The sequence below is a fragment of the Ruminiclostridium josui JCM 17888 genome (assembly GCF_000526495.1).
Taxonomy (GTDB): Bacteria; Bacillota; Clostridia; order Acetivibrionales; family DSM-1351; genus Ruminiclostridium; species Ruminiclostridium josui.
The window spans coordinates 777,687-792,386 of the sequence record NZ_JAGE01000002.1 but is presented as its reverse complement, the minus strand read 5'-3'; the positions used below and the strand labels follow the sequence as shown (position 1 = coordinate 792,386).

The 14,700-nt window shown below is 35.2% G+C and carries 13 protein-coding genes and 1 tRNA gene; 9 read left to right on the top strand and 5 right to left on the bottom strand.

The window, feature by feature from the left end:
- The first annotated feature begins 13 nt into the window (after positions 1 to 13).
- The 3 genes from K412_RS0119745 to K412_RS0119735 all read left to right on the top strand — a co-directional run bounded on the left by K412_RS0119745 (position 14) and on the right by K412_RS0119735 (position 2,526).
- On the top strand, positions 14 to 1,261 hold the full coding sequence (locus K412_RS0119745; protein WP_024834691.1) for an iron-sulfur cluster carrier protein MrpORP: 1,248 nt from the start codon (positions 14 to 16) through the stop codon (positions 1,259 to 1,261).
- A 238-nt stretch (positions 1,262 to 1,499) separates the two neighbouring features.
- Positions 1,500 to 2,150, top strand: a complete 651-nt coding sequence (locus tag K412_RS0119740; RefSeq protein ID WP_024834690.1) for a 4Fe-4S binding protein — start codon at positions 1,500 to 1,502, stop codon at positions 2,148 to 2,150.
- Between the two features lie 28 nt (positions 2,151 to 2,178).
- Complete coding sequence (locus K412_RS0119735) at positions 2,179 to 2,526, top strand: C-GCAxxG-C-C family (seleno)protein (RefSeq protein WP_024834689.1); 348 nt, start codon at positions 2,179 to 2,181, stop codon at positions 2,524 to 2,526.
- Between the two features lie 250 nt (positions 2,527 to 2,776).
- Here K412_RS0119735 and K412_RS0119730 read toward each other — a convergent pair.
- A tRNA-Lys gene (locus tag K412_RS0119730) sits at positions 2,777 to 2,852 on the bottom strand.
- Between the two features lie 246 nt (positions 2,853 to 3,098).
- Between K412_RS0119730 and K412_RS0119725 the strand changes: the two genes are divergently transcribed.
- A complete protein-coding gene (locus K412_RS0119725; protein ID WP_024834688.1) occupies positions 3,099 to 3,866 on the top strand; it encodes a DUF2087 domain-containing protein in 768 nt (255 codons plus the stop codon).
- 88 nt (positions 3,867 to 3,954) lie between these two features.
- On the top strand, positions 3,955 to 4,719 hold the full coding sequence (locus K412_RS0119720) for an SDR family oxidoreductase (protein WP_024834687.1): 765 nt from the start codon (positions 3,955 to 3,957) through the stop codon (positions 4,717 to 4,719).
- Positions 4,720 to 4,745: 26 nt separating this feature from the next.
- Here the strand turns inward: K412_RS0119720 and K412_RS0119715 are convergent, their stop codons facing one another.
- The 4 genes from K412_RS0119715 to K412_RS0119700 all read right to left on the bottom strand — a co-directional run bounded on the left by K412_RS0119715 (position 4,746) and on the right by K412_RS0119700 (position 7,968).
- Complete coding sequence (locus K412_RS0119715) at positions 4,746 to 5,456, bottom strand: SDR family oxidoreductase (protein WP_024834686.1); 711 nt, start codon at positions 5,454 to 5,456, stop codon at positions 4,746 to 4,748.
- Entirely contained in the window at positions 5,453 to 6,466 is a 1,014-nt protein-coding gene (locus tag K412_RS0119710) for an SPL family radical SAM protein (protein ID WP_024834685.1), read from the bottom strand. The genes K412_RS0119715 and K412_RS0119710 overlap by 4 nt, the downstream gene beginning before the upstream one ends.
- The gene (locus K412_RS0119705) at positions 6,426 to 7,265 is read right to left on the bottom strand and encodes a 5'-methylthioadenosine/S-adenosylhomocysteine nucleosidase family protein (RefSeq protein ID WP_024834684.1); all 840 of its coding nucleotides are present in this window, start codon (positions 7,263 to 7,265) and stop codon (positions 6,426 to 6,428) included. The genes K412_RS0119710 and K412_RS0119705 overlap by 41 nt, the downstream gene beginning before the upstream one ends.
- 157 nt (positions 7,266 to 7,422) lie before the next feature.
- Positions 7,423 to 7,968, bottom strand: coding sequence for a DUF6512 family protein (locus K412_RS0119700; protein WP_024834683.1), 546 nt, complete (start codon positions 7,966 to 7,968; stop codon positions 7,423 to 7,425).
- Between the two features lie 191 nt (positions 7,969 to 8,159).
- On the opposite strand from K412_RS0119700, the gene K412_RS0119695 reads away from it, so the two are divergent.
- The 4 genes from K412_RS0119695 (at position 8,160) to K412_RS0119680 (ending at position 14,656) form a co-directional block, all read left to right on the top strand.
- Complete coding sequence (locus tag K412_RS0119695) at positions 8,160 to 9,878, top strand: ABC transporter ATP-binding protein (RefSeq protein ID WP_024834682.1); 1,719 nt, start codon at positions 8,160 to 8,162, stop codon at positions 9,876 to 9,878.
- The gene (locus tag K412_RS0119690) at positions 9,878 to 11,728 is read left to right on the top strand and encodes an ABC transporter ATP-binding protein (protein WP_024834681.1); all 1,851 of its coding nucleotides are present in this window, start codon (positions 9,878 to 9,880) and stop codon (positions 11,726 to 11,728) included. The genes K412_RS0119695 and K412_RS0119690 overlap by 1 nt, the downstream gene beginning before the upstream one ends.
- Positions 11,729 to 11,851: 123 nt before the next feature.
- Complete coding sequence (locus K412_RS0119685; RefSeq protein ID WP_024834680.1) at positions 11,852 to 12,493, top strand: FMN-dependent NADH-azoreductase; 642 nt, start codon at positions 11,852 to 11,854, stop codon at positions 12,491 to 12,493.
- A gap of 468 nt (positions 12,494 to 12,961) precedes the next feature.
- On the top strand, positions 12,962 to 14,656 hold the full coding sequence (locus tag K412_RS0119680; RefSeq protein WP_024834679.1) for a S8 family serine peptidase: 1,695 nt from the start codon (positions 12,962 to 12,964) through the stop codon (positions 14,654 to 14,656).
- Positions 14,657 to 14,700 lie beyond the last annotated feature (44 nt).

The following is a 14,700-nucleotide window of genomic DNA, read 5'->3' as shown; positions in this document are numbered from 1 at the left end:
CGAGGTGAATTATATGGTAGACAATGGATGCGGTTGTGGTGGAACGGATTGCGGATCAAGTGATTGCGGAGGCAGTTGTCCTTCAGGCGGAGGCCGCCCACAAAACTTTTTGGAAAAGACTCATGAACTCAATTCAATTAAAAGAGTTATTGGGGTTGTAAGTGGCAAAGGTGGGGTAGGAAAATCTCTTGTAACTTCAACCTTATCGATAATGATGAGAAGAAAAGGCTATGAGGTAGGAGTACTCGATGCAGATATTACAGGGCCTTCAATACCAAAAATATTCGGCATTAATCAAAAGGCACAGGGAAGTGAATTGGGTATTTATCCCCAAACATCCCAAAATGGCATCAAGGTAATGTCGGTTAATCTTATGCTTGATCAGGACGATGCTCCCGTTATATGGAGAGGACCAATTATAGCAGGAGTTGTAAAACAATTCTGGACTGATGTAATATGGGGAGAGGTGGACTATCTGTTTCTGGATATGCCGCCGGGAACAGGGGATGTTCCACTGACAGTTTTCCAATCAATCCCTTTGGATGGAATAGTTATTGTTACTTCTCCTCAGGATCTGGTTTCCATGATAGTTAAAAAGGCCTACAATATGGCGAGGGAAATGAATATTCCAATTCTGGGGATTGTTGAAAATATGAGCTATTTAAAATGTCCTGACTGCGGTAAGGAAATAAATATTTTCGGCAAAAGCAAAATCGATGAAATAGCGGCAGGTCTAAACCTCAAAGTACTGGGTAAAATGCCAATAGATCCGTCTATTGCGGAATTATGTGACAAGGGTGAGCTTGAAAAAGTAAATCATGAACATTTGGCGAATGCTGTATCTTATATTGAAAATAAATTACCTGTTGGAAAGGAGAACGGTATAATGAAAATTGCAATTGCAACGGAAGGTAACAATATTTCCTCTCATTTTGGAAAGTGTGAGCGTTTTACAGTAGTTGAAATAGAGAATAAATCTATAAAAAGCAAGGAAGTAGTTAGTACAGAAGGAAATCAGCACGGACTTCTTCCGAGTTTTCTGGCTTCACTGGGTATAAAAACCGTTATAGCCGGAGGAATGGGAGATGGTGCAAGGCAAAAGCTTGAAGAAAATAATATACAGATTATATCGGGAATCAGTGGAAATATAGATGAAGCAGTACAGCTTTATATGGATGGGAAGTTGAAATCAGCAAGTTCCGGATGTTCAGGTCATGAACATAATCATGGTGAGGAAGGCTGCAGCTGCGGAAATCACTAAAAAATGATAAAAAAAGCGTAATAACCTTAGAATTTATCTTTTCTGGGTTATTATGCTTTTTTGTATATTTGATTAAATAAGATTCAAGTATAAATTAAGGGATAGAATTTGGAAGATATAGTAAATAAAATTATATTTATATATCGTAATATTTAAATATATAGATTGACAATGGTAAAGTGGTTTAATATAATAAATATATCCTCGAGGTGCACAAAATTTATATAAGGAGTTAAAAATGAACACATTAAAAAGTTTTGTACACAAATGGGTATGGTTGATGCTTATTTTATTTTGTATTGGGGGTTTGGTATATCCAAAGGTAGGTATTGCCGCTATAATATGTATGTTGGCTCCTGTAGTGGCATCAATCTTTCGAGGAAGAATGTGGTGCGGAAGTTTCTGCCCAAGGGGAAGTTTTAATGATATACTACTTTCTAAAATAAGTCATAATAGGAAGATTCCTCGGCTTATGAAAAACAAGTGGTTTAGATTACTTTTTGTAGTTGTACTTATGGGGGCTTTTGCGGTGCAGTTAACATTTGCATGGGGTAACATGGTGCAAGTCGGCCAGGTGTTTGTAAGAATGATATTAATAACCACTGGATTGTCTTTAATTCTAGGAGTTGTTTACAGTCATAGAGCATGGTGTGTTGTTTGTCCAATGGGTACAATGGCATCTTGGGTTACTAAGGCCGGCAATGACTCAAAAAGCAAAAATGTAACTTTCCATAAGGAAAAATGTGTTAGCTGTAATCTTTGTACAAAATCCTGTCCCATGGAAATAGATGTACTTAAATTCAGGAGCAATGGAGAGGTTACACACCCTGACTGTCTGAAATGCAGTGAATGTGTAATAAAGTGTCCGAAAGGCGCACTTGAAATATAAATAAGTTAATTATCATGGAGGTTATAAAATGTCCGCTATTGAAGCTAAAAATAATTATATAGGTGCAAATGGCAGTAGAATGAATTGTGCACAAGCAGTACTCAGCGCTTTCAAGGAGAAATACAATATTGAAGATGATTTGGTTGAGCGCTTTAGAAATTATGGGAGTGGCAGGGCACCAGATGGCCTTTGCGGAGCTTACTATGCTGTTAAGTATATTTTAAGTAAGTACGATAGTGAGAAGGTTGCAGAACTGGAAAACTATTTTATTGAAAATGCAGGAGCCCTGCAGTGCAGCAACATAAAGGGGCTAAAAAAGCTTTCATGTATGGGCTGTGTTGAAAAAAGCTCTGAATTTCTGGAGAAGCTAGGCTGATATAAAGGATTGATTTTTATATAAATATTTGAAAATGGGATGTTGAAAAACTGACTTGCTCCCTTTTTACTACCTGTACTCCCGAATAAAATTGTATCAATGATTGTTTCCATTGATACAATTTATACTAACGTACAGCTATAGAAAATAAAATCTAAGTTTTGCGACACGCATTTTTGATTTTTTTATAAAAGACAGTTATTATTGAGCAACAAAAAGACACTCATAAATGAATGTCTTCCTAATTTTTTGGTGCGCCATCAGGGATTCGAACCCGGGACACCCTGATTAAGAGTCAGGTGCTCTACCAACTGAGCTAATGGCGCAAATATTATTTTGTAAATGCTTTGTTTTCACAAAGCGTTTTTTATTATAAAAGTAAAAAACAATATTGTCAATACATTTTCAATAATTATAGGAAAAAATATATGTTAAGACAGGTAAATTAAATTAATAGGTGGGATAAAAGTATAAACAGCTTTATTTTGAGTTGCTAAAACCTAGTTGACAAATAATCAATGTAATTATAAAATGTTTATAGAATTAATAAACGTTTTAAGGAGTTGTGCAAAATGATTGATAGCATTTTAAAATTATCCTTGGATGAAATTAAAAAAGGATACTCATACAACCCGGACAAAGGTATATTTACCTGTCTTACCTGCGGAAAAGTCTTTGAATTGGGAGAAATGTTTTCTATTGGCGGAAGGTTCTATGATGCGTCAAAGGCTGTGCAAATCCACAGACAAAAGGAACATGAGGATATATTGGATACGTTGACTTCCTTTGATAAGAAATATACTGGTATTACGGAGAATCAAAAAGAGCTGCTTTTTATGATGTATAATGGGATGTCTGACAATGATATTGCTGGAAAAACAGGAGTTGCTCCAGCTACTGTTAGACGTCAGAGGTTTGCTTTCAGAGAAAAGGCGAAGCAGGCTAAGCTGTTTCTTGCCATATTTGAACTTGTGGAGAATAAATATTCTCAAAGAAAGGAAAAACAAGTTGAGGATGAATTAATAAATATTCATGCAGGTGCAAAAATGATTGATGACAGATATTTGACAACTAAATCGGAGGAGGACAAAATTATCGAATCCTTATTTGAATCCTTGGAGCCGCTAAAACTCAGGGCTTTTTCGCCAAAAGAGAAAAAGAAAATTGTAATACTCAGTAAAATTGCAGCGCAGTTTGAGAAGAATAGAAAATATTCTGAAAAGGAAGTAAATGAAATATTGAAGGCAATTTACCCGGATTTTGCCACAATAAGAAGATATCTTATTGAATACGGTTATATGGAAAGGACAAAAGATTGTAGCGAATACTGGCTGAAATAAGTATAATAAATCTCTTTCTTTTTTGTTTATATTAATAAAAAAAGGATATAAATAAATTGTAAATAGAAACAAGAAAGAGGTGTATTATATGAATTTATTTGATTTAACTGGAAAAGTTGCGGTAGTTACAGGGGCATCATCTGGCTTGGGTGTACAGTTTGCAAAGGCCTTGGCAAGACAAGGGGCTGATTTGGCAATAGTAGCAAGAAGACTTGAAAAGCTGAATGATGTGTCTGAAGAAATAAAGAAAATTGGAAGAAAATGTTTGACATTTAAGTGTGACGTTACTAATGAACAGGAAGTTAAGGATACAGTTGCTTCTATAATTGAAAAGATGGGCAAGATTGACATTTTGGTTAACAATGCAGGAGTAGCAGAAGTTGTTCCTGCAGAAAATCATACAACTGACCAGTGGAATAGGGTACTAAATACTAACTTAACAGGAGTATTTATGTTTGCCAGAGAAGCAGGAAAAAACATGATAGAAAATAAGTATGGCAGAGTAATTAATATAACTTCTATGTTTGGTCATATAGCCAATACAGCAACTCAAAATTCTAGTTACCATGCATCAAAGGGTGCAGTCATAAATCTTACACGTGCATTGGCTGCTGAATGGGCAAAATACGGAATTACAGTAAATGCGATTGGACCGGGATTTTTTGAATCAGAAATGACTGGAGATATTTTAAACAATCAAGAGTTTAATAATTTTGTTAGTTTCAGATGTCCTATGGGAAGAGTCGGAAACATGGGCGAACTTGACAGTACACTAATATTCCTTGCAGCCAATTCATCAAGTTATGTTACGGGACAAACTATATTTGTAGATGGAGGTTGGACAGCAGTTTAAAACTTTTACCACCAGCCGGATTAAATTTATTCTCCGGCTGGTGATTTTCTTTTTATACGGTTTTTTTGAGGGCGAATGGTTATATCATTTACAACCATGTTTTCTGAACAGCTCAAAATATATTCCACTGCTTCTGCAGTCTGCTCTTCAAGCAAAAAAGCATCTGAATCACTGTCATAAGTAAAATCAAGATTATCATAAAAATTGCTGCTGGTAATGTCAGGGTGAACGACAGCTACCTTTACGCCATATTTTCGTACTTCTTCAAATAGGCTTGATGAAAAGTGTGAAAGCCCTGCTTTGGAAGAAGCGTAGGCACAGCCATGTGTACTTATTTTCTTAGCGGTTACAGATGAAATGGATATTATAGTTCCCTTGCTCTTTTTTAATGCTCTTAAGAGTAATTTACATAAAATAAGAGGAGCTTCAAGATTTATACGTATCATGGTCTGAATATCCTTTATTTTCAGCTGCTCATGGGGAGCGAAAAAGCCTACTCCTGCATTGTTGATTAATAGGTTAATTTCAGCTTCTTCAGACTCGATTTGATTTATTATCTTTTCCAGTTCATGGGTGTTCAAAACATCACAAGTAATTTTGATAAAATTTTTATGAGAATACTCTGTATTTTCAAAGGAACGGGCTAATCCATATACTTTGTAATCCATTGAATTAAGTTTTTTTGCAATAGCCAGGCCTATACCTTTTGAAGCTCCAGTTAATATTGCTGTTTTCATAGTGTAAATATCTTCTCCTTTGGTAAATATTCTTGTAAAACTTTCAGATGATTATCCATTACCATTTTAATAAGGTCAGGGGGGTAAGAAACTATGCCTTCTTTTATAGTGTAATCATCTGCAAAAATTTGTGATTTTCTATTTTGCTTTTCAATTCTTTTGAATAAATCCTTTGACATTCTAAAAAAGCCGTAGCCTACATCTTTTAATTTATCCGGGTTAATTTCAGCGAACAGATTTCTGAAAAATGGTTCATATAGCTTTTCACTTCCAGAATTAAGAATAACCGGATCAAGACACAATCGTACTTTAAAGCCTCTAGAAATAGCGGATTTTACCGCTTTAATCCGGGCTGCAAGAGGAGGGGTGTGCCTTTCAAATTTTTTAATGATTTCTTGTGGAGCCAGACTAAAGGCTATCACAGTGTTTTCAGCAGGTTGAATCTCGCTGTAAAACACTTCGTTGGCGCTTTTAGTACGGATTTCAACGTTAATGTCGGGATGTTGAGCAAAAAAGTCCTGAAGGAAATTCCAGTATGGAATCACATTATGAAAACCAATAAGATCAGTATCATAGGAAACAGCCAAATAAGCTTTTTTTCCAGCCAAAGTGTTTTGGATTTCATCTATGAATTCATCTGCATTAACAAATGCAACTATATTTGCAGAAGGATACATTCCTTGCAGATAACAATACTCGCAGTTAAAAATACAATTAAGAATAAAAGAAGTATAATAAAAGTTGGAATAGCCGAAATCCTGACATACTTCAGGGCTTTTATAAAGAAATTGCTTGCTTTTAACCGCCAATATAAGGGATTGGCGGTGCTTTTGAAGCTGGAAACACTGATTTCCGCGGTTGAATATGTCTTTGTAATTGCGTATGGTAATTACGGGTACATCAGGGAATTTCTCTAAAACCATACGTGTAATCGGATAATCATATGCATTTTCTTCTATGTATATTGAATTAAACAGATTTTTGCCTGATTTTTTTAATAATGTATTCAAAATATTTCTTTCCTTCCTCTTTAGAATCAGCCTTTATTCCGTTAAATTCTTTTAATGAGGATAAAGGCTCCAAACCATTTATTCCGGCTCTTTTAACTTCTTTTGTCAGAATCACCTTCATAGCCTGAGTAAATCTTAGGTCTAAGCACAATGATTCTATTAAATCCTTTTCAGCCTCTAAATTCAATTCAATAAAACCTTCGTTTAAGTGTTTCATTTCTTTTATTATACTATCGAGGATAGTCATGTTCATTTCAATATAACTTTTAAGCTTTGCTTTATCCAGTTTCTCAGGCTCCAGATAATCTGATATTATTTTAAGTACAAGTACATTGTGGGAAAAGAAAAACTTTTTGGAAGCTTCCATGATACCTGCAGATTCCATATCGCAGAATAATTCCTTTTGCTCAGTTAAATCTGTTGATTTTACAACCTTTGAATAGCATTGCACAGGTATTTGGGGAATTCCTTCACCGAAAAATACATCAGGATAATAGTCCATTCCAGTATCTATGTCGGTAATCTTGTTTGCAATCAAAAGGCTTCCTGTATTAAAGCGTTTGCTGTTTGTACCGCAAAAGCCAATATTTATTAAAACATCATTTTTCCCTGAACCGTATAAATTATATAGAAAGACTGAGGCCATGGCACTTTTTAGCTTTCCGACACCACTAACAATCAAAGCAATATCAGAACCTTTATAAACAGAGTAGGGATGTATTGTCATATCTTTTTTTAGTTTAAAATAATCAATAATAGGTGCAGCTTCCAGCATTAGTGCTGTCACAATAAATATCATACGTATTCTCCCATTATTACGTTATCGCTTAACATAAGTATAAAGGAAATTATATCAAATTTGCAGTTTAATGGAAAGATGCTTAAATACGTGAATTCTAAATAAAAGTGCCTGAACAGATAAAGGTTCAAGCACTTTTATTTCTGAAAGATATGTTCTATATTCCGTATTTGCCATTAACTTTATCAAAGAAAAGAGGGAGGTGTGGTGGCTCAAATGTCCAGTAAACAAATAATATACAAATGAGAGTAATAAGTAAAATTGAAATCAATATCCCCAAACCTTCAGAATATCTGTAGAAATGAAGACCCAGACACGGACCTATAATACTACATAATAAAAAGATAAATATGTCTACATAAAGTGATTGAAATCCAAATGCCTGAGTATAAAAATAGTAAAAAAACATTACTGAAAGGATAGAAGAAACAATGGCAACCAGCAATCCTGTAAACCATAGATTAGCATCTATTCCATATTTCTTTTGCTTTGCTATATAATAAACTAACCACCATAGTAAAGTCGGAACCAGCAGCAGCTTTCCATGTTCCCACACGCTTTCATTTAGTGGGGAAATCAGCCCGACAAAATCCTTTTGTCCTGACCATAAATACAGATAGTGAAGAATAAAACCTGCTATGAATACAAATGGAATACCAAATAAAATCCATTTTTCAGGATGAGTAAACCTTTGCTTTTTCATATTGACACGACCTTTCTTATTATTGCACTATTAAATCTATGGCAGGAAAAACTGGAATATGACATTTTGATTTTCATATAGCTTTGTAAATTGACATGACAAAAGGGATTTAATATAATATGTTAGGATTCTAACAATTAGGGGGCTTACTATTTATGATATTTTGTTTGAACACCTTTAGGGGGTAGGTTATGGTTATTTACCGAAATTACTTTAAAAAATACAGGTTTAAGTTTCTGATAGCTGTTAGCTGTGTTTTTTTTGAGGCGGTTTGCGATTTACTTCAGCCGGCTATTATGTCACGTATAATAGATACCGGGATTAAAAACAGCAGAGTGGACTTAGTTTTAAAGCTTGGGCTGATGATGCTTATTATAACCATTTGTGGTGCTGGTTTTGCGGCAACTAGAAATATACTTGCCAGTAAGGTTTCTCAAAGTTTTGGAGCTGATTTGCGTTATGATGTGTTTTCCAAAATAATGAAGTTTTCGGAAGAAAGTGTTGACAAATTAGAAAGTGGTTCTCTTATTACAAGGATGACAAATGATACAAATCAGATTATTCAGTTTGTCAATGGAATGATGAGAATATTCTTTAAAGCACCATTGACATGTATAGGCAGTATAATACTTGCTGTTATTTTGAGTCCAATCATGAGCATAGTTCTCTTTTGTGCTATTGTTGTCATAGCAATTCTTATTATAATCAGTATGAAAATGAGCTACTCGCGTTTTGCAAAAGTCCAGTCTGCAATAGACAGGTTAAATACTACGGTACAGGAATATCTCCTTGGAATCAGGCTTGTAAAGGCTTTTGGACGTTTTAAGGATGAAGAAAAAAAGTTTGATGCAGTGAATACGGATTTATTTCAAAAGAGTGTTTCATCTCAATTGGTAGTTTCATATTTTTCTCCATTAATGTCATTAACAATCAGCATAGGGATTGCATTTATAATTTATCTGGGGAGTATTTTGTTTGGTAATGGTTATATTGAGGTTGGTAAGGTTGCAGCATTTATAAACTATATGATGCAGATACTAACATCATTGATTATGATAACGAATATTTTTAATACTTTTATTAGGACAAAGGCTTCAACTGAAAGGATTGTAGAGATATTAGAAAGTGAAGAAGACTTTTCCGGCTCTGATAACAAAGTAGTCTTTAGTGAAGGAAGTCTGGAGTTTAAAAATGTTACTTTTGCATATCCCGGTGGGAGCGGCCTTCCAGCTTTGGAAAACCTGTCTTTCAAGGTGAATGATGGTGAAACTCTAGCGGTTATAGGGCCCACAGGCTCAGGAAAATCTACTATTGCGTGGCTATGTCTTCATTTTTATGATGTGCAGGAAGGAAATATTTATATAAATAGTAAAGATATCAAAGAGCTTGATACAGATTATATAAGAAACAATATTGCACTGGCACCTCAGAAAAGTATGCTTTTTACAGGTACAGTTTTTGATAATATAGCCTGGGGGATGAGGGACACAAATAGAGAGAAAGTGATAAATGCTGCAAAACAGGCACAGGCAGACGAATTTATAAAAAAAATGCCTAACGGATATGATAGCTTACTTGGTCAAAACGGTGTAAATCTTTCAGGAGGACAGAAACAAAGAATTTCGATTGCTAGAGCTCTTGCGAAGGAATCTCCAATAATGATACTGGATGATTGTACCAGTGCTCTTGATGCCGTTACAGAGACAAGAGTAAGGCGGGCTTTACGCAGCACTGAGGATAAAAAAACCATTATCATGATAACTCAGAGAATAGGTACTGCAATGACTGCCGACAAAATTCTTGTTATGGATAATGGGATAAATGCAGGTTTTGGAAGCCATGAGGATTTAATGAGAACTTGCAAGACCTACAGAGAAATTTACGATTCCCAGATTGGAGGCGACTTATAATGGCTGGTGCAAATAAACCCGGAAACATAGGCAATATGCCAAGATTGGGAAACAGAATGGGAGGGCCGCCTCATCAAAGATTTCAACCTACTGCTAAACCAAAGAATAGTAAAGGTACAATGCTAAGACTTGTTAGTATGTTTGGTAAATGGAAGAACTCGCTTATTGTGGCTACTGTACTTACTATTCTTTCAGCTTCGGTATCACTTATCACACCTTATTTATTAGGAGAAGCAATAAATACATTTAATATTAAAACAGGAAATGTAGAAAAAAATGTGTTGAATATTATACTGACAACACTTATTGTTTGCTACCTGGCGAGTTGGTTAATAGATACATCAAACGGTATTCTTATGGCAAAGGTTACTCAAAATCTTGTAAAAAGCATAAGGACAGACTTTTTTTCAAAACTGCAGAAAATTCCTTTGAACTTTTATGATACCAGAGCCCATGGAGATACTATGAGCAGGATAACCAATGACGTTGATAACATCAGCAGTACTGTAGCTCAGACAACTACTCAGCTCATATCCAGTATTTTTTCAATAACGGGTTCATTTATAATGATGTTGTATTTAAGTCCTGTTTTAACTCTTGTTGCACTAATTACTATACCACTTGTATTTATACTGACCAAAACAATAGCCATGCACAGTCGTAAATACTTTAAAAGTCAACAGAACAATCTGGGGTTGTTAAATGGGGTAATTGAAGAAAATATTGTGGGATTAAAGATGGTTAAATCCTTTAATCGCCAGCAGAAGGTTTTGGAGGAATTCAAAGAGGTTAATAGTAAGCTTTGTAAAGATTCCACTAAGGCTCAGATTTGGGCAGGTTTCCTTATGCCATTTATGAATGTCATTAACAATTTGAGCTTTACTTTTATTGCCTGTGCAGGAGGAGTGTTGACAGTAAATAAAATACTAACAATAGGTGTTGTAGTCAGCTTTCTTACGTATTCAAAGCAATTTGGTATGCCACTTAACAATATTGCAGGAATGTTCAATACTATTCAATCAGCTCTGGCAGGAGCTGAAAGAGTTTTTGAAATTTTGGATGAAGAAGAGGAAAAAGCTGACAAAAAGGACATAAAGGAATTTTTTGATGCTAAAGGTAAAGTGGAGTTTAGAAATGTATCATTTGCATATAATCCGGAGCATATAGTTCTCAATAACATTAGCTTTCAGGTCCAACCGGGAGAAGTTGTTGCCCTTGTTGGTGAGACTGGAGCCGGAAAAACTACGATTGTAAATCTTCTAACCAGATTTTATGAGGCTGATGAAGGAGAAATATTAATAGATGATATCAGTATTTCCGATATTTCTAGAAAAGACCTGAGAAGTTGCTTTTCTGTAGTTTTGCAGGACACATGTCTTTTTACTGGTACAATAATGGACAACATAAGATATTCAAAGCCTGAAGCAACGGATGAGGAAGTTATGGAAGCTTCAAAAATGGCTCATGCCCATGAATTTATATCAAGGCTGCCCAAGAAGTATAATACACATATTACAGGAAGCTCCGATAATCTTAGCCAGGGGCAACGTCAGTTGATTGCAATAGCAAGAGCTATTTTATGTAATGCTCCGATACTTATCCTGGATGAAGCCACAAGCAGCGTTGATACAAAAACAGAAAAAGAAATTCAACTGGCTTTACTCAAGCTTATGAAAAACCACACCAGCTTTTTGATTGCACACAGACTTTCAACAATACGTGATGCTGATAAGATTTTTGTTATAGGGAATGGATGTATTCAAGAATATGGAACTCATATAGATTTAATGGATAGAAAAGGCATTTACTATAAAATGGTTATGAATCAGATGGGACTTGATGAGAATTAATAAATATAAACAAGAAACCTTTTGTATGATTTTTATGTATACTTTTTGGAAGAGGCTTAAAGTATATTTACATTTTATATGCAAATATTATAAATATCCAAAAAAATTATTGGGGGGATATTTATGAAAAAGCTGCTATATATTAGTGTAAATTCAAAACCGGAAGAGATGTCTTCTTCAAAAACAGTTGCAAGAAAACTCATCAACAGCATACTTGAAAAACACCCAAGTATGGTTCTTGAAGAAGTAGATTTATATAAAGAGCATATACCACAATTGAAATACAGTTACTTTGAAAGCAGGAGTGCTATTATAAACTCAGAGGCTTTGGCAAAGTTGCCTCAAGATGAACAGAATGAAGTAAATCAGATAATAAAGCTGTGTGATCAGTTTAGAGATGCGGACATTTATGTAATTGCGTCGCCTATGTGGAGCTTGTCTTTTCCTGCTCCCTTAAAGGAATACATTGATTGTATTATCCAGTCCGGTAAAACAATTGCTTTTGATGAAAATAAACCTCATGGTTTATTAAATGATAAAGAGCGTACGTTTATATATGTACAGTCTTCAGGAGCAAATATTCCTTGGATTATCAGGCCTGCTATAAATAAGGGGGTAAATTATGTACACGATATTATGAGATTTTTAGGTATTAGCAAATTTGAAGAACTGTTGGTGGATGGAACAGGAACCACAGAACTTGAGAGGCAGGAAGCAATTGAAAAGGCAGTTTCAAGGATTGAAACTATAGTTGATGGAATATAATTTCTAAGTACCAAGTAAAACAGGGATTTTGTACATCCCTGTTTTTTTGTAGCAAAAGCACAGAAAAAATTCCAAAAAATTGAAAAAAATATATTGACATCCATATAATGGAAGTGGTATATTATTTTAAAGTGAATAAGGAAGCATGCTTTATTCATTTTACTCTAGAGTTATCCATAAAAGGTTAGGAAATATCTTTACACAACGTTGTGAAAAGCATAAACGTAAAACATCTATAAGTATATAATTCACACTATGCCAGTTTTATACGTATGATGCAAGAGTGCAAGTATGTATTATTGCATAAGAGTTCCAAGGCAGGCGTGCCATTGGTTGTTTTGCTATACAAATTTGAAGTTGTACAGCTTTAATAATTATGTCATCAAATTAATTAAGGGTAAAATTATGTAAATTTGTGGTACGGTAAATTCAATAACTATAGTAAAAATTGAGGGGAGAGTGACAAATATGAGAAAAAGTAAACTAATAAAGTTATTTCTTGTTTTAACATTGGTGTTTACAATCGTAGGTACACAGACACTTACTTTTGCTAAGCCTTTAAGCGAAGTAGAAAAATCTGAAATTCCGAAATTAAAACTTACCAAAAGTCCCAACAGTAAATTGTTTGTAAATCTTAAAGAAAAAGTTGACGAAGCATCTGACAGCGCTGAAATACCTGTTACAGTATTATTTAATAAGAAGCTCTCTCAAGATGAATTTTCATCAATTGAAAAGCTTTTGGGTAATCCCAAACTAAAGCATAAATTCGATAATATCCCCGGAGTCGCTTTAAATTTAACAAAAAAGCAAATAAGTCAACTTGAAAAATCTGATTTGATTCAGCAGGTTGAGTATGATGCACCGGTTCATGCTACTTTGAACACTGCAACAAGCTCCTTTGGGGCAACTCAGGCCAGGACAGATTTTAATGTAAATGGCGATGGTGATAACGCACCAACAACATATAGTACCAAAGACGTTGTAGTTGCAGTTATTGACACAGGAATTGATGCAAGCCATGTGGATCTTGACGGCGGTAAGGTAATAGCATGGAAAGATTATGTTAATAATAAAACAACTCCTTATGATGATAACGGGCATGGCTCCCATTGCGCAAGCATTATTGCAGGCACAGGAGAGGGTAACTCAAGCTATAAGGGGGTTGCACCGGGTGCTGCGCTGATTGGTTTGAAAGTTCTGAATGCATCCGGCAGCGGTAGTATGAGTAATGTTACAGCTGCAATAGACTGGGCTGTAACAAACAAAGATAAATACAATATCAAAATTATAAGTCTAAGTCTTGGTACTGATGAAAGTTCAGATGGAACTGATTCAACTTCTGTAGCAATTAATAAGGCTTTCAATGCAGGAATAGTACCTGTAGTTGCAGCAGGTAATTCAGGACCAGGGAAGGCAACTATTGGTTCTCCTGGAGCAGCATCAAAAGCTTTGACAGTAGGCGCCTTTGGAGATTTGGGAGAAAAGGGTTTCTTTTTGGCGAACTTTTCAAGCAGAGGTCTGACAGCTGACGGCAGAGTTAAGCCTGATATAGCTGCTCCAGGCTATCAAATAACAGCTGCAAAGGCTAATTCAACCAATAAATACGTAGCATACAGCGGAACAAGTATGGCAACACCTTTTGTAGCAGGAACAGCTGCATTGATTTTTGACGCAAATCCTAGCCTTACAGCTTCGCAGGCTGTAAATATAATTACAAGTACTGCTCAGGACTGGGGTCCTGCAGGACAAGACTTGGATTACGGCTTTGGCAGACTGGATAGTTATGCAGCCGTAAAGCAAGCAGGTAATTTCACAGGTACCGGCCCTGCCGTACCAAACCATATTTATAAAGCTGATTCTTTAGCAAACAGCAAAAGCTACGATGAATATACAATCACTATACCTAACACTACATATCCTATAGCTATAACATTGATTCACCCTAATTGGACATCTTCTCAGGATTTTGACTTATATCTCTACAATCCTAGCGGAACAGAAGTTGCAGCTTCAGAAACATCAAAAAGACAAGAAACAATAAGCTATACTCCAACTACTGCAGGAACATACAAGATAAAGGTTCTTTCATACAAAGGAAGCGGTTCATATTTCTTTGATGTAAGCTCCGGCGCATCAACTATTACACAGACTACTAACCAATAATTATTCTTAGCAAAAAACAGCAGAGAATTCCTTTCTTTGGAACT